Raw genomic sequence first — 18,409 nt, forward strand, 5'->3', positions numbered from 1 at the left:
GCACTTTTTCACAAAAATGATTTTTGTTCTTTTTCGATCGAAATTCCCTTGCTAAATAAAACGTGTTTCGTTATACTCGGTAGGGAAAAGAACTCAATTCTAAAATAGATTCAGGAGGTGTTCTCATGTTTAAAAACTTTCAACAGTGACTATGATCTCAATCATTACTTAGAGTTTCTAAGCAAGTAGAACAATTGAATGTCCTCCAGAAACCTTTTTTTGTGCTGAGCTAAAAGGGTTATTCAGCTTGTAACTAAGAATTGATTAGGAGGAAGCATACTTGTTAAGTATGTTTTTTTGTTGTGCTTAAAAGGTCAGTAAACTGTTGTTGAAAACGGTTCAAGTGAAAGAATAAACTTAAAGGAGCATGATGATGAAAAAAGTATTAACAGTAGTAAGTTGCTTATTATTAACCGTATTAGTGGTTTTTGTAAAAACAGAACAGGTTCAAGCTGCGAAGAAGACGGATAAGGTACAGCGTTTAGTAAATAGCAAGGATATTAAAAAGGATGATTTCTTTGTTGACGCAAAATGGTTGAAAAAACAATTGAAAGACGATGATAAGACCGTCGTTATTGAGGCTTCTTACGGTGAAGGAAAAGACTACAAAAAAGCCCATATTCCAGGCGCATTGCATATCGATACGATGGAAATCGAAACGGAAGAAAACAATTGGAATATTTTAGATGCGGAGACCTGCAAAGAAGTCTTCTTAAAACGCGGTGTGACAAAGACGACACCAGTAGTTGTCTATTCTAGCGATATCAACGCGGCAGCACGTGTAGCCTTTGTTGCTTACTGGCTAGGTGTCGATCAAGTAAAAATTCTTGATGGCGGATTGAAGGCTTGGGAGAAAGCTGATTACAAAGTAGAAAAAGGAGACCAAGATGCTGAAGCTGCGAAAGATTTTGGTGCAGCTGTTCCTGGACGTCCTGAATACCTGATCTCAACCTCTGACGATTTATTAGCTGCGAAAGAAAAAAATCCTGATTTGGTTTTAGCAAGTATTCGTTCTTGGAAAGAATTCACTGGAAAAACAAGTGGGTATGATTATATTGAAAATGCTGGTGAGCCAGAAGGTGCAGTATATGCCAAATCAAGCAAAACGAGTGCCGATGTTGCTCAATTAATGAACAATGATGGAACAGTAAAAGACCCAACTAAAATTTTTGCTGCTTGGGAAAAATGGGGCATCACTCCAGACAAAGAAGTTGCTTTCTATTGCGGTACTGGTTGGCGTGCAGCAACAGCATTCTTTATTGCGAAACAAGAAGGTTGGAAGGATGTCCGTCTCTTTGATGGCGGCTGGTATGATTGGGATAAAGCGCATCAGAAAGACCCAAGCAAATACCCTGTTCAAGTTGGCGATCCAAGAGATAAAGACAAGGTGAAAATTCTGAACTAATGAAAATTTTGCGCTACTTTTTACATCTCCTTCAATTTGGCTTAATCTATGGAATGTATTTAATGGATGATCTTTATCATAATCATTTAGGCTTTATGCGGAATGTTTCCTTTTATTCTCGTAAAGTGGATGCAAGTCTGTTCGGCAGCAAATTGTTTTTGCTGCCGCTCTTGTTAACGATTGTTGCCTTTTTAGTAGTAAGAAAGAAAAAAAGTCTAGAATCACTGTTGTTGTTAATGATAGCGATTATTTTTCTAATTTGGCAGACAACAATCACCTTGCAAGTAATACCTATTTATTATCTAGTGAGCGGAATAATCCTTATTGGTTTCTTACTGCAACTAGTGATCGTTTTGCTAAAAAAGGAGTTTGTTTAATGGATTATTCGAAGGGAACAATTGAAACGGCTCGCTTAATCGCGGAAAATTGTACCAGCTGTCAACGGTGCATGAAAGATTGTCTCTTTTTGCAGCAGTATTGTGATGATCCTAAAAAGCTGTTTCAACAATTTTTAGCAGAAGGGTTAGAGCCAATCGTTCCGTACTCCTGTATGTTGTGCGGTCGCTGTACAGTTGTTTGTCCGTTAAAACTGAAATTAGACGAAGCCTTTTTAGCGATGCGTCAAGATCTAATCAAGGAAGGATTACCGCTTAAACAGCTCAAAAGCGTCGAAATGCATCAAAAACTATCAACAAGTAAACTATTTACGGCTGTGAATCGAGGAGAAGCAAAATGAAATATGGCTTTATGGCAGGCTGTTCTCTAAGCTCTAGCAGTCCGAAGCAAGTCGCACAAATTATCGATTATTTAAAAGGTTTTTATCCTGATTTAGCTGTTATCCAAAGTTGTTGCGGCAAACCGACTCGGATGATCGGTCAGGAGCAATTGTTTCAGCAGCGCTTTGGACAACTATCAGAACAGGTCCACAAGGCTGAAATTGATGAATTGATCGTTGCATGCCAAGGGTGCATAAAAACAATGACTCTTCAAAATCAATTTCCTACATCCTCGTTATGGGTAAAGATGGCTGAGTTAGGATTACCAAAGGAAGCTATCGGAAAAGGGAAAACAAGTGATGTTGTTTTTTCTATCCAAGATTCCTGTCCAACGAAGGAAATGACGGAGATTCATCAAGCGGTTCGCTATCTACTGGAGCAGCTAGGCTATCAGGTCCAGAAAAATCGTTTGTCGGGAAAAAACACTCTCTGCTGTGGAATGGGTGGGATGTGCGGTGTTTCTAATCCAAATCTCGCGAAGGATTTTGCAACCAAGCGTGTGCAAGATTTTAAAACTGATCATATTGTTACCTATTGTTCCAGCTGTACTTCAGCCATGATTCTTGGCGGGGGTGAGGCTTGGCATTTATTGGATTTGATCTTTGGAGAGGTAATACATAAAGACGACAAAAGTCCTGCGCATCCACTAGATAATCCGATACGAGCTTGGAAGAATCGTTATCAATCAAAAAAAATAGTCACAAAAGCATAGGAGCAAATAATGAAAAAATGGTTAGTCGGTCTACTGACAGTAGGGATGTTTTTTTCTCTAGCTGCCTGTAAGACCAGTGAAACAAAAGAAACGAAAACAACAGATTCTATTAGTAGCTTTTCTGAGGCAGTAAAAAAAGGCAAAGGTGAAACAGTGACTTTCTATGGATACGGCGGCGACGAAAAAGCGAATGCGTGGGTTGACGAAGTTGTGACACCAGCCATGAAGGAAAAATATGATATTACTGTTAAACGTGTTCCGATGGACATTGATCAAATTCTGAATAAGCTGACGACGGAGAAAGAAGCTGGCGCGAAATCAGGAGATATCGATGTTATTTGGATCAATGGTGAAAATTTCTATACGGCCAAGCAGGCAAAACTGCTCTATGGTCCCATCACAAATAAGGTCGATAGTTTTGAAAAATTAATGGATACCAAAGGACATCATTCAACCTATGATTTTGGCGTCAAAATTGATGGCTTTGAAGTTCCATATGGAAGTGCCCAATTGGTCTTCGCGGGAGACAAAGAAAAATTCAAAGCTGGGTTTCCAACAGATACTAAAGCTTTGTTAGCGTATGCGAAAGCAAATCCCGGAAAAATTACTTATACCGCTCCGCCAGAATTTACCGGAAGCGCCTTTGTTCGTAATATAATCTGTGATATTGTTGGCTATGATAAAGTAGAACAGGCGAAAGCCAATAAACAAGAACTATATAAGGTGATTAAACCAGGATTGGATTATTTAAATGAAATCAAGCCCTACTTATGGCAAGAAGGAAAAACATATCCGACAACGACTGCCGAATTGGACCAAATGTTTGCAGCTGGACAGATAGACCTAAGCTACAGCTATGCTCAAATGCACGTAGCTGAAAAACGTAGTGATAATGAATTTAAAGCGACGACTGAATCTTTCTTATTTGATAAAGGAACGATTGCAAACCAGAGCTACTTAGCGATTGCGGATACCTCGAAAGTCAAAGCAGCAGCATTAGTCTTAATCAATGAAATGACAAGTGAATCTGCGCAATTGAAAAAAGCAGAGGCGCAATACGGCTACAGTATTCCACCCTTTGATTCAGAAAAATTATCAAAAGAGAGTAATCAAAAGTTAGCGGATATCTATAAAAATCAAGGGGTCTTATCACTTGAGGAAATGCAGGAAAAACAAATTCCCGAAGTTCAAGCGGAAAAAATCCCAATAATTGAAGCATTATGGAAAGAGCATGTTTTACATGAATAGAAAAATTTTATTTCTTCTGCCTTTTATTCTTTTAAACAGCGTTGTTATTCTCGCAGCGCTGTTTAAGGGAATACAGATTAGTTTAGGATATTATCCATTACTAGGTCTGAATAAAATGACATTCGCAAATTTCCAACAGGTTCTAACGGATCCATTTTTTAGAAAGTCGCTCGTTTACAGCTGCTATTTGGCACTGACCGCGACTTTTTTGTCATTGTTACTGGGAATAGTTGTCGCATTCCTTCTATTAAAAGTAAAAAGTTCATGGTTGCATAAAATAATCAGTTTACCAATTTCTTTGCCGCATATCATTGTCGGGTTGATGATGCTACAATTAATCAGTCAATCGGGTATTATTTCTCGTCTGTTTTTTCAAGTCGGGATCATTCATGAGATTGGACAATTTCCTTTACTGATTCACGATTCAAAAGGGATAGGAATCATTCTTGTTTTTCTATATAAAGAAATTCCTTATGTTGCGGTGAGCCTCTTGGCGATCCTTCTTCAACTTGAACTAGGCTATATAGAAGTTGCTAAAAACTTGGGTGCGTCAATTATCCGAATTTTTTTCTCCATCGTTTTGCCAATGATTCAAAAGACATTAGCAAGTTTGTTTGTTCTTTTATTTTGTTTTACCTTCGCCTCTTTTGAAGTTCCCTATTTATTAGGTAGTCCCAGTAATCAAACGGTCGCTTTGACCGCCTATGATTTATTTACTCAAGCAGATCTAACTACTCGTCCGCAGGCTTTTGCCTTAAATCTTGTTATTTCGGGTGTTTGCTTGGCCGTTACGCTGCTTATTTTGACCATTAGCAAAATGTTGCCAGGAGGGAGAAAAACAGTATGAAACTCTCTTCAAAGAAAATGTATTTTTTATTGGGGTTAGCAGCATTGCTCGTATTATTTCCTTTGTTTATTTTGATCCTATGGACTTTTAGCGGGAAGTGGATGTATCCAGCAATTTTCCCGCAAGTAATGAACCTAAAAATTGTTCGACAAATGCTCAGTGAACCAAATTTCTTTCCGGCAATCTTGAATAGCTTTGTTATTGGTTTTGCAACCACCTTTGTAACGATCCTTATTGCGTTACCGGCGGCGAGCTTTTTTGCTTTTCAAAAGAAGCTGTCAAACCGCTTAATAGAAGTGATTATTTATCTACCATTAATTTTACCAGCTATTGCAATCATCACCTCCAGCCAGGTCCTTTTTCTGCAAGTACGATTAACAGGAACATTTTTTGGTATTGTGCTAATCCATACATATCTTTGCTTACCCTACGCGATGCAGATCTTAATAGAAAGTTATCGTCAATTTGGGGAGGGGTATCGCTTGACAGCTAGAAGTTTAGGGGCGCGTCCTTGGTCCATTTTTTGGCAGATTACTTGGCCGCTACTAAAACCAGGCGTGAGTACTGCCGCTGTTTTGGTTTTCATCGTCTCTTTCAGTCAGTACTTGCCAACATTTTTTATTGGCGGTGGAAGGATCGTAACATTGCCGCTCTTGTTACTGCCATATGCTAGTAACGGGCGTTTAGGGATAGCCTCCTCATACAGCTTAGTTTTCTTGGGCTGCACCATGGTGGGAGTGTTCATTTTAAAGAAAGTGATAGGGGGCATGCAACATGGGATTAAGCGTTAAAAACGTACAGCTAGACTATGGCAAAAAGGAAATACTGCGTGAAATGTCTTTTGATGTTCAGGATGGTGAAACCCTTGCACTTTTTGGACCCTCTGGCGTTGGAAAGACTAGTTTACTTAAATTAATTGCAGGTATTCAACCAATTACTCATGGAAGGATAGATTTTACGGGGGATTTTTCGCAAGCAAGTACAGTTTTAGTTTTTCAGGATTATTGGTTGTTTCCTCATATGAACGTATATGACAATATCGATTTTGGTTTGAAGGCCCGTAAATTTTCAAAAACGGACCGTCAACAAAAGATCAAGAAAATTATCGACGCCTTCGATTTAACAGGATTAGAGCAGCATTTTCCTGATCAATTATCCGGTGGTCAGAAACAACGCGTCGCGTTAGCACGAGCAATTGTTTTGGAACCAAAGTTATTGTTATTGGACGAACCTTTTGCAAATTTAGATGGTTATTTAAGAGTTTCAATGCGTAAGTATTTGCGCCATTTACAGGAGACGTATCGTTTCAGTACTATTCTGGTTACACATGATCGCGATGAAGCCTTTCAGCTAGCTGATCGCATGCTAGTTCTTTCAGAAGGGGCTATTCAGCAAGTCGGTAAACCAAAAGAGATTTATTTTTATCCTGCGAATAGAAAAGTTGCTGAAGCAATCGGAGAAACAAACTTTATTGCTGGGACAGTCAGTGATCGCCTTTTCCGAGCAAAAGACTTAGAAATAATTGTTCAAAATCCTGCACAGATTAATGGAGAAGCTTTGCTGTTTATTCCTTGTGGAACCGAAATCACTACTGGAGAATCCGGTGTTTTAGGCTTTATTGAAAGTAGCGAGTGGTCGCCAAATGGTCAACGGGCTCAGATTCGACTTGGAGAAGCCAGCTGTACATTCACCAATGTGACAGGAAAATTAGTTGCAGGAGAGAAAGTATCCTTACTATTTAATCAAACGTTGCAGGTGATGGAATGTTGATCTCAATTATTATTCCAGCTCTAAATGAAGAAAAAAAACTGGGAAATTTGCTACAACAGTTAATCCAGTTGGATAAAATGATTCCTTTTGAAATAATCGTTGTGGATGGCGGCAGCCGGGATCGTACCGTCGCGATTGCGCGTGAATACGCTACAGTTTATCAAGTGAAGCAGGCGAATCGCGGCGCACAGTTAAAATTCGGCGCAGAAAAAAGTAACGGTGATATTTTGTGGTTTTTACATAGTGATAGTTCCTTGGGAAATCAGCCCAATATTTTATCGTATATCCAGCGAGTCTTGACCAATAAAAAATATAGTGCGGGCTTTTTGAAACTATCCTTTGATTCATCCGCTTTTTTTTATCGCTATTTAGCGAAAACTTCCACTTTGCGGGCACGCTATCTCGGCTTGATCTTTGGTGACCAAGGATTATTTACGACACGTGAAAATTATGAAAAGGCTGGTGGATTCGAAGCTGTTCCATTGATGGAGGATTGGCGGTTGAGTCGCAAGTTGAGGAGAGTCGGAAACTTCTATTTCCTGCCGCTAACGATAACAACTTCAGCTCGTAAATTTGAAAATGGAAGGATAAGAACCCACTTACGTATGCATAAAATAAAAATATTCTATTTATTAGGAATGTCCCCAGAAAAATTAGCAAAACGTTATTATAAATAGCGAGGAGGATTATATGCTAGAAAAAATCAAACGCTATTTGAAACAAAATCTGCTTTTACAGAAATTGCCGTTACACGAACCATTTACAGTCGAATTTTTAGCACAGGGTGAATACAATCAGAATTTTTTACTTTCTGATAATAAAAACAGGTATGTGTTTCGCTTAAATTATGGGAGCCAGTTGAATTTAACTAATCAGATTCGTTATGAATACCAAGCGTTAAAATGGCTTGAGCGAACAGGAAGAACGCCAAAAGTTTACTATGTTGACGATAGCCGTCAAAGCTTTGATCAAGGCCTATTAATTATGGCTTTTTTACCGGGGAATCCGTTAGATTATCATAAAGATTTATCAGAGGCAGCGACTATTTTTAGTCAAATTCATAAAGAACCAATTGATGAGCAGGCGGAAATTTTTTTTGTTGAGGAAAAAGCCACGATTTTATCTGCTAGGGTTAGCGAATGTCAAAACCTATTAGAGCCTGTATTTAGAAGTTCTTTTGTTCCCTTACAAGCCCAGCGACAATTAGCAAATGCGTTGGAGACGTGTCAAAAAAAAGTGAGTCAACAGAAATTCTTTGTTGAGTTGAATCAATGGTGTATCACCAATACAGAGGTTAATTCGCATAATTTTATTATTGGGGAAAAAGGCTTTTTAATTGATTGGGAAAAACCAGTTATCAGTCATCCCGTACAAGATATTTCACAATTTTTAGCTTCTACCACCACTCTTTGGCGAAGCAATCTGATTCTGAAACAAGCAGAAAAACGAGCATTCCTTTCTCGTTATCTAGCTGAAACAAAATTCGATGCCGAGGCTTTTGAAGAAGCTCTTAGAATCTACCATCCATATCTAATGTTGCGAGCACTGTCGTGGTCCGCGATGGCTTTTGATAGCTACCAAAAAGAAACAAAAGCATTGAAGAATCAAGAGATTTTCGAAAAAGTTTCCAGCTATTTACAAGAAGAGTTTTTACGTCACGCATTAAAGGAGCAAATCTTTGAATAAATGGGCCTATATTTTATTTACCCGTGTACCTGTAGAAAATAAAGTCAAAACACGTCTGCAAAGCTTACTTAGCGGCGAAGAAGCTGCTCGAGTTCAGCAGAAAATGCTGCAGGACAGTTTAAAAAAATTTGAACGGTTAAATGAATTCGGGATAGATTTGTATCTCGCCTATTCAGATGAAGGAGATCCAAATCACTTACTCTCTTTACTACCGAAAAATGCCCATGCATTTCAACAGCAGGGAGAAACGATCGGGCAACGAATGAATGACGCAATCAAAACGGTGTTTGCAAAGAACTACGAAAAAGTTGTTTTAACAGGCAGTGATATTCCTAACCTAGATACAGCAATCATTCAATCGGCCTTTCATCAAATGCGCGAGATTGTTTTTGGACCGTCACTAGATGGTGGCTACTATTTAGTTGGCTGCACTCAATCCATTGATTTGACACCAATTTTTGAAACGGATATTTCATGGGGGAAAAACAACGTGTTAAATGAAACCCTTCAATATTTACCAGACTTTGATATCGTTTTACTACCGGCTTTACAGGATATTGACTATCCTGACGATTTAAAATTAATGCGTCATGAACTTAAAAAAGAGAATCACTTTTTAAGATATTGGCTAGAGGAGAATCGAGGATTACTAGAATGAGAAAAGTCATTTTTGATTGTGATAATACGTTTGGTTTGTCGAATCACGATGTTGATGATGGATTGACGCTTTTCTATTTGTTAGGAGCGCCTATGATTGACTTACTTGGCGTGACGTTAACCCATGGAAACGGTTCTCTTAAGGAAGTAGAAAAGATGACTAAAGAGCTTCAACAGCGATTAAGATTGTCATTTGATTATTATGCGACGAATCAAGCAGAATACTTGGTAGAGCAAGTTAATCAATACCCAAATGAAATTACATTGCTTGCAACCGGCGCGTTGACAAACCTATTAGAAGCACAGAGAATTGACCCAGCTTTTTTAAAAAAGGTTAAAGAAGTCGTTTTGATGGGTGGGACGATCGAACCGCTAAAAGTAAATGATCGAACAGTAACAGAGTTGAACTTTTCTTGTGATCCAGAAGCAACAAAAGTCGTCTTATTAAGCCAAGCAAACCTTACGATCATGAACGGACACATGACCTCTGAAGCCTTCTTTTCACAGAATGAGTTGAAGCAGTTTTTAAATTTGGCGAAAACGGTAACAGATTTCGATGCCTTAGAGTGGCTCAAACAGACACTAATGAACTGGATCGAGTGGAATGAAACATTTTTTGATTTCAGTGGTTTTTGTAATTGGGATATGACAACAGCGGTCTATTTAGAGCGTCCTGAGTTATTTAGTCCTGAGCAATACAACTTATCAGAAAAACAAACAAGTCTTACTCAAGGCAGAATAGCATTGGTAGATAAATCTGTGTATTCCGTAAAAATGCCTAAGCAGCTATTAAATATATCAGAGTTTAATCGATTGGTAATAAAGAGGATGGTCTCGGGATTAGCAAGAATTAAAGCAGAATAGATAATATGCCAATGAGTTGATGTAAAAGAAAGGAGCGCAAGTGAGAAAAATTATTCTTTTTATTGTTTTCGTTTTATTCATTATTTTTTTAGCCTACCATTTTGGTTTTGTCGATTTCTTAACGGATATTTCCGGTTTAAGAACTTATTTAGAAAGTTTGGGGTGGTGGGGGTATGGGATATTCATTTTATTATCCATTATTGTCGCCATCTTTCTTTTACCAGGGCAATTTCTAGCTATCGTCGGCGGATTGGCTTACGGTGGCCTTATTGGCGGCCTGTTAACGATTATTGGTGCATCACTTGGTGCCAGCATTTCTTTTGTTATTGGAAAATATGTGGCAAGAGAGTATATATTACAGCGATTTGGGAATGATCCTACTTTTCAAAAAATTGAAAAAGGGGTTAGAGAAAATGGAATCTCGTTCTTAATTTTTACTCGTTTGGTTCCGATCTTTCCCTTCGCGATCCAAAGCTATGCTTATGCCATGACTCCAATGAGTGTTAAAAAATTTAGTTTGATTTCCTTTTTAACTATGATGCCAGCAAGTTTCATCTATGCTTTTATGGCTTCTGAGATTGCCTCTAGAGGCGTATCTATCACTTTGTTAGTGGAACTAACAATCGCTGGCATCCTTTTAGCTTTGTTCGCTTATTTACCTAAGAAGGTTAGCAAAAAGATGAGCCAACTGGATTCTGAATACAAAAAAGAATAGCCAATCAAAGGATCAGGGCACACTGCTTTGATCTTTTTTCTGTTTCTCAATGGTTGATTTCAACCCGCGTAAGTTAACTGGAACTCCATTGTTTTCTTTTATAAGTCATTCTAAAATGAATATAAAGGGGGAGAGGAAGTTGGAAATGAATATTGGACCTATCATAATGGAGAAACGTAAGGAAAAGCAGGTCACTCAGCAGGAATTAGCAAATTTTGTCGGTGTTTCAAAAGCTTCAGTATCGAAATGGGAAACCGGTCAAACTTACCCTGATATTACGCTATTGCCGCTTTTAGCCGCCTATTTTGATATCACGATTGATTCACTGCTAACTTATGAGCCACAACTAGATAATCACGAGATACAACGCATTTATGCGATGCTGAAGGAATCGTTAGAAGCAAAACCACCAGAGGATGTCTTAGCAACCATTCGCAGCTTTGTCAGACGCTACTATTCTTGCTACCCATTCATTTTACAAATGGGCCTATTTTTACTGAATCATGCAGATTTGCTCCCGGGAGATGAAAAAGTTAAAACGTATACTAAAGAGGCTCAAGAACTATTTATTCATGTGAGAACACAGTCTAAGGAACCAGAGTTAATCACACAAGCATTGAAGTACGAGGCCTATACGGCACTTAATTTACAGGAATTTGATCAGGTCTTAACGATTCTTGGCGATCAGGTTCCAATCGTATTTCCCATTGAAAGCCTAATAGCAGCGGCACAACAACAGAAGGGCGATCAAGAGCAAGCTGTTTTTACTATGCAAAGTGCAATTTATCAATATACAACAGTTTTTTTGAGTTTCATAACCAATTATCTTCAACTATTGATTAACGATTCTAAAAAGTTTTCTGAAACTGTTTCGAGAGGGCAGGAATTTGCAAAGCTTTTCAATTTTAAACAGCTGCATCCAATCGCATGGATGAATTTTCAATTGTCAGCGGTTTTCGGTTATACACAAATCGGAGAGGAAGCAGCCGCATTAGAATCGCTAGAAGAATTTGCTGAAGTTTTCCAAAATACCGCCTTTCCTGTTGTTCTTCATGGAGATGCGTATTTTGATCAAGTTGAAGAGTGGCTAGAACACTTAGAAATCGGCAATCAGCTGCCAAGAGATTCAATAAAAGTTAAAGAGGGATTGCTGGATACGGTAGTAGATAATCCTGCGTTTGCAAATTTTAGTAATCAAGACCGATTACAAGATATATATCAGGTGTTGCGTACTATAAGAGAACAGGGTGTGACTAATCATGAATAACTTTGATTTTTTTAAAGAGAATCTACCCATTTTTCTACCATTAGTACTGCTGGAACTGATTCTAATGATCACAGCAGTTAGACATGTATTGAAGCATTCCCACTATCGCTTTGGCAATAGAGGAATATGGTTATTGATCGTCATTCTAATTCAAATTATAGGTCCAGTGATCTACTTTGTTTTTGGAAAAGAGGAGGATCAATGAGTATTTTAGAGTTGAAGGGTGTTACAAAAAAGTTTGGTTCTAAAACGGTGTTGGATAATCTAAATTTGTCGGTGCCGACAGGATCAATTTTTGGGTTTGTAGGAGAGAATGGCGCAGGTAAGACGACGACTATGAAAATGATTCTTGGACTGGAAGAAATCACTAGTGGAGAGATAGTGATAAATGATTTACCAGTTTCCTTTGGAGATAATCAAACGAATCGCCTGACAGGATACTTACCAGATGTACCACAATTTTACGACTACATGTCGGGACAGGAGTATTTAAGGTTTTGTGGAGAAATTACTGGTTTTTTAAAAACAGAATTGGATCTGAAAGTTACTGAGATTCTATCATTGGTTGGCTTGAAAAAGGATAACCTAAAAATTAAAGGGTATTCACGAGGAATGAAACAACGATTAGGAATTGCTCAAGCCTTGCTAAATGATCCAAAATTATTGATTTGTGATGAACCAACTTCGGCGTTAGATCCTAGCGGACGGAATGATTTTCTTGAAATGTTGGCAGCGTTAAGAGGAAAAATGACGATTCTATTTTCTACACATATATTAAGTGATGTGGAGCGAATTTGTGACTATGTTGGAGTATTAGATCAAGGGAAAATAGTTATCAATGGCTCCTTGATTGAATTAAAGCAACAATACGCAAAAAAACAGATTGAAATTGAATTTTCAAAATCAGAGGACTTAGAAAAATTTGCCGAAAAACTTTCCTCCCACAAAGACGAAAGAATAATGAAAGATTACTCATGTGATTTTTCCAAAAAAATACTAATGATAACTTATCTCCAATCGTACGAGGAAGCAGCACAGCTGATTTTCCAATTATTTGAAGCCTATCAAGTATTTCCGAAAACAATTAAAAAGATCGATCCATCATTAGAAAAAATTTTTCTGGAGGTGGTTCAATGAAAAACTTGTACTTTTTCACAATAAAAGAGTTAGTAGAAAGCTGGCGAACCTCGCGTTTGTTAATTCTAATTATTATTTTCCTGATTTTAGGTTTAATGAATCCTTTATTAGCGAAATTGACACCGGAAATTATCAAAATGACCATTGGAAAAACAATGGTAAATGAGATTCCAAAACCAACTTCAATAGACTCATGGACGCAGTTTTTTAAAAATCTTACTCAAATAGGATTGATTGTTTTAGCATTGATGTTTAGCGGGACGGTCAATAACGAAGTCAATAAAGGTACGTTGATTAATTTAGTAACAAAGGGTTTAAGAAGGTGGGTGATTATCGTTGGGAAAATGATTAGTCTGATAATTCAATGGACTTTCTGTTTTCTTTTGAATTTTCTAATTACGTGGGGGTATACTGCGTACTATTTTCCTGACGACAAAAGTCCATATCTTTTACAGGCAGTTCTACCAGTGTGGGTGTTTGGGTCGTTATTACTTGGAATTCTTCTTCTATCATCTACGGTCGCGCGTAATGGTTATGAGGGATTACTGTTTACTGGCGGCGTTATAGTGATCATGGTTTTAATAAATTTAGTTGAAAAAGCAAAACAATATAATCCACTCTCGCTGGTAAGCAAAAACCTTGTTTTTTTGCAAAAATCTGCAGAGTTCTCCAAATATTTACCAGCAATGCTACTGTCTGTGTTCTTTTTTTTACTTTTGACTGTACTTAGTGTTTACTTTTTTAATAAGAAGAAATTATAGTATTCAAAGACCTAGTTAATCTAGCTAGGTCTTTTTCTGCTTTGAGGTAACAATTACTAGAGGATAAAGAAAATCGAATCCAAAACCAATGATTTCATTTGAGGTGTTTTATAAAAATAAAAAAGCAACAACCAACTGTTGATGCTTTGACTGACTAAATGAATAGATAAATGACGGAGTAAATATAGTAAGCTAGCAGCAATAAAGCAATAACACAAGAAATTTTTGATAAAAGTCCGCCGCTCTTTGGACTCGATGATTGACGAGATTGTCGCCGTGTCATTTCATTGAATTCAATATCAGGAAATTTTGATTTTGAAGGTCTCAAAAGTACAACTGCTAATAAATCGATAAAAAGCAATCCTTGCAAAATGATACTGACGATAAAAATAATTTGATCGCCTTTCACCATTCTGAATACGAACAGAATAATCATTAAAAGATCAAATAGTAAAGTTAGTAAAAGCGCCATGTTAAAGCTCCTTTGATTAGGTTAGAATAGACAAGCCTTATTATAGCATACAACTAATAAAAAATAGTACGAATTATTTATGAACAATTCAAATTGAGGTCTCATTTATTTTTTTTTGAAAAAAGTATATAGCAACCAATAAAGCATAAATGTTCCCAGTGAAATAAACATTAAAAGAGCCAATGTCCAAGCTCCCTCAACGGGTTGGTAATGATGATAATTCATAAGTAAATAAATGCATAGAAAAGTCGGGGTCAATGAAAAATATAAATGAATCAACACTCGGTCTTTTTTAAATAGCCAGAAATAAATGATCGTCATAGAAAAGAAAATTAAGTAGATCACAAATGACACTGCAACACCAATATCCATGAGCTCCCCTCCTTCGTAAGTCATTATATCAGAATATGGCACTGAATAAATAACAAAAAAATGAGAAATGATCAGTTTTGTTAATGAGAAAATGCCATTTCCTAATTCATAAACGGCTTCCTAATCATAAATACGAATTTGATAGTTATTTTCTTTCTTTATTTTAAAAAACTAGAAAAAAATTGAAAAACAGTTGTTATTAAAGGGTTTTATCAAGTCAAACTTGAATAAAAAAATTTTACATTGTGATTAATTTTTGTTACTTTATATAAGGAGAGGGAAGAAACAAATCATTAATTGTAACCGTTAATTAATGATTAAAAGAGGGGGACGACATGGATTATAAAAAACTATTATGTAGTGTAATACTGTTAGGAAGTTTAGGAACATCGACTTTAGCGGCTTATGCTGACGAAACGGTAGACTCTACTGATGTAAAAGAGAGCTCAGTTTTTACTGAATCATCAAGCTCTTCTGAAAGATTGAGAGATACAGCTCCACAAGAAACTGACGCAAAAACAACGAGTTCGACAATGGAAACTACTTCGAGTGAACAAGTCACGCCAAGCAATGAAGCTGTTGATGAAGAGGAATATGATTCTCAAGGTAATTTGCAATTTCATCATCCGGTTCGATTTGAGGATTTCACACTAGAGCCACCTGCGTTTAGAAGCGCACGATCAACTATGAGCACACAACAAGCATTTATTAATCAAATAGCGCCATCGGCTAAGACATTAGCTAGTGCAAATGACTTATATGCCTCTGTCATGATTGCACAGGCAATTGTTGAAAGCGGTTGGGGCAGCAGCACACTTTCTAAAGCTCCAAATTATAATCTATTTGGGATAAAGGGAACGTATAATGGTCAATATGTAATAATGAAGACACAGGAATGGAGTGCCTCACAAGGCTGGTATTGGATTGATGCTAAATTTAGAAAATATCCTTCTTATAAAGAGTCTTTAGGTGACAATGCGACAGTTCTGAAAACAACTTCTTTTTCTCCAGGTAACTACTACTATTCTGGTGCTTGGAAGAGCAATACAAAGTCTTATAAAGATGCGACTGCTTGGTTAACAGGTCGATATGCAACTGCTCCAAATTATGCAACTACTCTGAATAGTATTATCCAAACGTATAATTTGACTCAGTATGATACGAGCGAACCCAATGTCTCATCACCTGTAACTTACTCAAGTCATGTGAATGAAAAAGGCTGGTTGAACGCCGTTTCAAATAATTCAATATCTGGAACTGTCGGCGAAGGCAGACGAGTAGAAGCTATAAAAATGTCTCTGGCAAGCAATCTTTCTGGAAATATTGAATATCAAACACACATTCAAGGTATAGGTTGGGAATCAACTTGGAAAAAGAATGGTCAAATTTCAGGAACTACTGGAAGTGCCAAAAGGGTTGAAGCATTAAAAATAAAACTCTCTGGTGATGTTGCAAGTAAATATGATGTTTATTATAGAGTACATTCACAAAATTTTGGTTGGATGAATTGGGCGAAGAATGGAGAAGCAGCCGGAACAGAAGGCTTTGCGTATCGTGTGGAAGCTTTTCAAGTCCAGCTTGTCCCTAAAGGAAAAAGCGCTCCTGTAGGTGAGGGAAGGAAGTTCGCCAAATTCCAAGATGTAAATGTTTCTTATCAATCACATGTACAAAATAAAAACTGGATGACACCCGTTTATGACAGTAAAGTTTCTGGTACTGTTGGTAATAAGCTTAGAATAGAGGCCGTGAGGATTGGAATAGTTAATAATCCTTTAGCCTTTTCCGGGACTCTAGAATATCAAACTCACAGTGCGAATATTGGTTGGCAAAATTGGAAGAACAATTATAATATCGCTGGTACTGTAGGGCAGAGGTTGAGAGTTGAAGCAATAAAAATTCGTTTAACGGGTGATTTATCAAAACATTACGATGTTTATTATCGAGTTCATAGTCAGACATATGGTTGGTTAGGCTGGACTAAGAATGGTCAAATGGCAGGGACTACTGGGAAGGCGAAACAGATGGAAGCGATTCAAGTGAAAATTGTTCGGAAAAATACAGCTGCTCCAAAATAAGTCAAAGGACATAAAAAACTCTCATTGAAAGCATTACCTTTCAGTGAGAGTTTTTTTTAATTTACATCAGTTATTTCGGAAATCACAAAAAAGCTATGAAGACTGTCTGTTGAGTACTCATATTTTTTGCTTATCTCGGAAAGAATCTGTTGATTTGATTTAACGATTTGTTCGTTCCCATCATACAAAGTGTCTGTTGGAAGATGAATTTCAAAAGGTTTTTTGTTGTCTAACACTAAAGGTTTTTCAAAGAAATATCCAGCGATCTTTTTCATGAGAATTACTCCTTTTCTATTATTTTGTTATATATTACATCAATGAAATATGTAAAACCAGAATTAAGCTCTATAACGAATGTAATTTAAATCAGTCGCAAGAGTGCAATTCCTAGAACGCCTGTCAAGACAATTTTCATAAGATCATTGGTCCGTATGCCTACGATCAAAGCGGGAATACAAGCAAATACCTCTGGAAATCGTAGTGTTGGAAAATGACCAGTTTGAAAATTTAGAAGACTTTGCATCAATAAAGCTGTCAAGATCGTCATAGGAAGATAGCTTAAAAATTTTTCTAAAATAGGTGGCAAAGTGATTGCCTTAGTAAGTACAAAAGGTAATACACGTGGAATCCAAGTAACTACTGCACAACCCAAAAGTGTTAATAGATAATAGTAATTATTCATCTTTTATCAGTACCCCCGTAAAACAACCTAATAGTGTAGCGAAAATAACCGATAATTCTGCAGTGACAAAACGCATGAAAAGGAAAAGACTACTAGTCGTTACAATTAAAAGAACAATCGTTTTATTCGTTTGTTTTCTTAGGGGTAATTGAACTTGAAAAAGAAACAAGCCTAGAAACATAGCAGTTAATGCGAAATCAAAGCCAAACGTAGTAGGATCAGGAATAAAGTTTCCTAATACAGCACCAATGACCGTTGAAAGAATCCATACTAAGTAAGCAGTTATATTGAGCCCATGCATCCAGTTACTTGTCACTTTCTTTTCTTGTGCTAAAGTTGTCATTAATACACCATATGATTCATCCGTCAGCAGGGTACCGATTGCGATGCCATTTAATAATGAATCTTCGTGAAAGTAATGAGCTACAGAAAGGCTCATAAGTAAATGACGCAGATTAACAAGAAAAACAGTAAAAACAATTGATAAAATTGGAGCACTTAGGAGAAGTAACCCACATAAGATGAATTGGGCGCTTCCTGCATAAACCAAGGTAGACATTAAAAAAATTTGCCAAATAGCAAGTTGTGCAGACTTTCCTACAATTCCCATTGCAATACCAATTCCTAAATAGCCCATGATCGTAGGTAAGCATGCCTTCACGCCATCTGAAAAACTATGTGTTTGTGTTATTTCATTATTCATCTACCTCACCTCTCATTTTGTTTTAATCATATTAGACCAAAACCAATAAAAAAACAAGAGGGATAAGTAGTGAAAAAAGAGCAACGAAGCCAAAGATAAGCAATATCAGCTGAAAATAGAGGCCGTTACTCTATTTATTTTACCATAAAATTATTAGGGTAAAACCTAAATAAATTATTTTTTTTAGTAAATAATGGAAAATTAGTTGGGGGAGAAGAGATTGTCTATGTTTTTCTTGAATGAAGTAGTTAGTGTATAAT

The 18,409-nt window shown here is 37.0% G+C and carries 23 protein-coding genes; 18 read left to right on the forward strand and 5 right to left on the reverse strand.

What is annotated here, in order from left to right; genetic code table 11:
- Window positions 1–373 precede the first annotated feature (373 nt).
- The 17 genes from IGI44_RS07805 to IGI44_RS07885 all read left to right on the forward strand — a co-directional run bounded on the left by IGI44_RS07805 (window position 374) and on the right by IGI44_RS07885 (window position 13,845).
- A complete protein-coding gene (locus IGI44_RS07805; protein WP_438787213.1) occupies window positions 374–1,405 on the forward strand; it encodes a sulfurtransferase in 1,032 nt (343 codons plus the stop codon).
- A 62-nt stretch (window positions 1,406–1,467) separates the two neighbouring features.
- Window positions 1,468–1,782, forward strand: a complete 315-nt coding sequence (locus tag IGI44_RS07810) for a hypothetical protein (protein ID WP_438787214.1) — start codon at window positions 1,468–1,470, stop codon at window positions 1,780–1,782.
- Complete coding sequence (locus IGI44_RS07815; protein WP_438787215.1) at window positions 1,782–2,141, forward strand: 4Fe-4S dicluster domain-containing protein; 360 nt, start codon at window positions 1,782–1,784, stop codon at window positions 2,139–2,141. The genes IGI44_RS07810 and IGI44_RS07815 overlap by 1 nt, the downstream gene beginning before the upstream one ends.
- Window positions 2,138–2,893: a heterodisulfide reductase-related iron-sulfur binding cluster gene (locus IGI44_RS07820; protein ID WP_438787216.1), complete on the forward strand. Its 756-nt coding sequence runs from the start codon at window positions 2,138–2,140 to the stop codon at window positions 2,891–2,893. The genes IGI44_RS07815 and IGI44_RS07820 overlap by 4 nt, the downstream gene beginning before the upstream one ends.
- A 9-nt stretch (window positions 2,894–2,902) precedes the next feature.
- Window positions 2,903–4,141, forward strand: a complete 1,239-nt coding sequence (locus tag IGI44_RS07825) for an ABC transporter substrate-binding protein (protein ID WP_438787217.1) — start codon at window positions 2,903–2,905, stop codon at window positions 4,139–4,141.
- Entirely contained in the window at window positions 4,134–4,988 is an 855-nt protein-coding gene (locus IGI44_RS07830; RefSeq protein ID WP_438787218.1) for an ABC transporter permease, read from the forward strand. The genes IGI44_RS07825 and IGI44_RS07830 overlap by 8 nt, the downstream gene beginning before the upstream one ends.
- Window positions 4,985–5,779 (forward strand): ABC transporter permease, encoded by a 795-nt coding sequence (locus IGI44_RS07835; RefSeq protein WP_438787219.1) that lies wholly within the window; start codon window positions 4,985–4,987, stop codon window positions 5,777–5,779. The genes IGI44_RS07830 and IGI44_RS07835 overlap by 4 nt, the downstream gene beginning before the upstream one ends.
- Window positions 5,763–6,758: an ABC transporter ATP-binding protein gene (locus IGI44_RS07840; protein ID WP_438787220.1), complete on the forward strand. Its 996-nt coding sequence runs from the start codon at window positions 5,763–5,765 to the stop codon at window positions 6,756–6,758. The genes IGI44_RS07835 and IGI44_RS07840 overlap by 17 nt, the downstream gene beginning before the upstream one ends.
- Window positions 6,752–7,435: a TIGR04283 family arsenosugar biosynthesis glycosyltransferase gene (locus tag IGI44_RS07845; RefSeq protein WP_438787221.1), complete on the forward strand. Its 684-nt coding sequence runs from the start codon at window positions 6,752–6,754 to the stop codon at window positions 7,433–7,435. The genes IGI44_RS07840 and IGI44_RS07845 overlap by 7 nt, the downstream gene beginning before the upstream one ends.
- Window positions 7,436–7,448: 13 nt before the next feature.
- On the forward strand, window positions 7,449–8,444 hold the full coding sequence (locus IGI44_RS07850) for a phosphotransferase (RefSeq protein ID WP_438787222.1): 996 nt from the start codon (window positions 7,449–7,451) through the stop codon (window positions 8,442–8,444).
- Window positions 8,437–9,102, forward strand: coding sequence for a TIGR04282 family arsenosugar biosynthesis glycosyltransferase (locus IGI44_RS07855; RefSeq protein ID WP_438787223.1), 666 nt, complete (start codon window positions 8,437–8,439; stop codon window positions 9,100–9,102). Before IGI44_RS07850 ends, IGI44_RS07855 begins: the two co-directional genes overlap by 8 nt.
- Window positions 9,099–9,965: a nucleoside hydrolase gene (locus tag IGI44_RS07860; RefSeq protein ID WP_438787224.1), complete on the forward strand. Its 867-nt coding sequence runs from the start codon at window positions 9,099–9,101 to the stop codon at window positions 9,963–9,965. The genes IGI44_RS07855 and IGI44_RS07860 overlap by 4 nt, the downstream gene beginning before the upstream one ends.
- 40 nt (window positions 9,966–10,005) lie before the next feature.
- A complete protein-coding gene (locus tag IGI44_RS07865; protein ID WP_438787225.1) occupies window positions 10,006–10,680 on the forward strand; it encodes a TVP38/TMEM64 family protein in 675 nt (224 codons plus the stop codon).
- A 145-nt stretch (window positions 10,681–10,825) separates the two neighbouring features.
- A complete protein-coding gene (locus tag IGI44_RS07870; RefSeq protein WP_438787226.1) occupies window positions 10,826–11,947 on the forward strand; it encodes a helix-turn-helix domain-containing protein in 1,122 nt (373 codons plus the stop codon).
- Window positions 11,940–12,152: a PLDc N-terminal domain-containing protein gene (locus IGI44_RS07875; RefSeq protein WP_438787227.1), complete on the forward strand. Its 213-nt coding sequence runs from the start codon at window positions 11,940–11,942 to the stop codon at window positions 12,150–12,152. The genes IGI44_RS07870 and IGI44_RS07875 overlap by 8 nt, the downstream gene beginning before the upstream one ends.
- Window positions 12,149–13,084 (forward strand): ATP-binding cassette domain-containing protein, encoded by a 936-nt coding sequence (locus tag IGI44_RS07880; protein WP_438787228.1) that lies wholly within the window; start codon window positions 12,149–12,151, stop codon window positions 13,082–13,084. The genes IGI44_RS07875 and IGI44_RS07880 overlap by 4 nt, the downstream gene beginning before the upstream one ends.
- The gene (locus tag IGI44_RS07885) at window positions 13,081–13,845 is read left to right on the forward strand and encodes an ABC transporter permease subunit (RefSeq protein WP_438787229.1); all 765 of its coding nucleotides are present in this window, start codon (window positions 13,081–13,083) and stop codon (window positions 13,843–13,845) included. Before IGI44_RS07880 ends, IGI44_RS07885 begins: the two co-directional genes overlap by 4 nt.
- A gap of 154 nt (window positions 13,846–13,999) precedes the next feature.
- Here IGI44_RS07885 and IGI44_RS07890 read toward each other — a convergent pair whose 3' ends face one another.
- Together IGI44_RS07890 and IGI44_RS07895 are read right to left on the reverse strand one after the other, a co-directional pair.
- Window positions 14,000–14,317, reverse strand: coding sequence for a hypothetical protein (locus tag IGI44_RS07890; protein WP_438787230.1), 318 nt, complete (start codon window positions 14,315–14,317; stop codon window positions 14,000–14,002).
- A 105-nt stretch (window positions 14,318–14,422) separates the two neighbouring features.
- Entirely contained in the window at window positions 14,423–14,689 is a 267-nt protein-coding gene (locus IGI44_RS07895; protein WP_438787231.1) for a hypothetical protein, read from the reverse strand.
- A gap of 335 nt (window positions 14,690–15,024) precedes the next feature.
- Here IGI44_RS07895 and IGI44_RS07900 point away from each other — a divergent pair, with 335 nt between their 5' ends.
- Complete coding sequence (locus IGI44_RS07900) at window positions 15,025–16,764, forward strand: glucosaminidase domain-containing protein (RefSeq protein WP_438787232.1); 1,740 nt, start codon at window positions 15,025–15,027, stop codon at window positions 16,762–16,764.
- A 56-nt stretch (window positions 16,765–16,820) separates the two neighbouring features.
- Here the strand turns inward: IGI44_RS07900 and IGI44_RS07905 are convergent, their stop codons facing one another.
- The 3 genes from IGI44_RS07905 to IGI44_RS07915 form a co-directional block, all read right to left on the reverse strand.
- Window positions 16,821–17,039, reverse strand: a complete 219-nt coding sequence (locus tag IGI44_RS07905; RefSeq protein WP_438787233.1) for a hypothetical protein — start codon at window positions 17,037–17,039, stop codon at window positions 16,821–16,823.
- Window positions 17,040–17,125: 86 nt separating this feature from the next.
- A complete protein-coding gene (locus IGI44_RS07910) occupies window positions 17,126–17,446 on the reverse strand; it encodes an AzlD domain-containing protein (protein WP_438787234.1) in 321 nt (106 codons plus the stop codon).
- A complete protein-coding gene (locus tag IGI44_RS07915; RefSeq protein ID WP_438787235.1) occupies window positions 17,439–18,149 on the reverse strand; it encodes an AzlC family ABC transporter permease in 711 nt (236 codons plus the stop codon). The genes IGI44_RS07910 and IGI44_RS07915 overlap by 8 nt, the downstream gene beginning before the upstream one ends.
- Between the last annotated feature and the right edge of the window lie 260 nt (window positions 18,150–18,409).

It is taken from the genome of Enterococcus sp. DIV0756 (genome assembly GCF_051710745.1).
In the GTDB taxonomy this organism is placed as follows: Bacteria; Bacillota; Bacilli; order Lactobacillales; family Enterococcaceae; genus Enterococcus_A.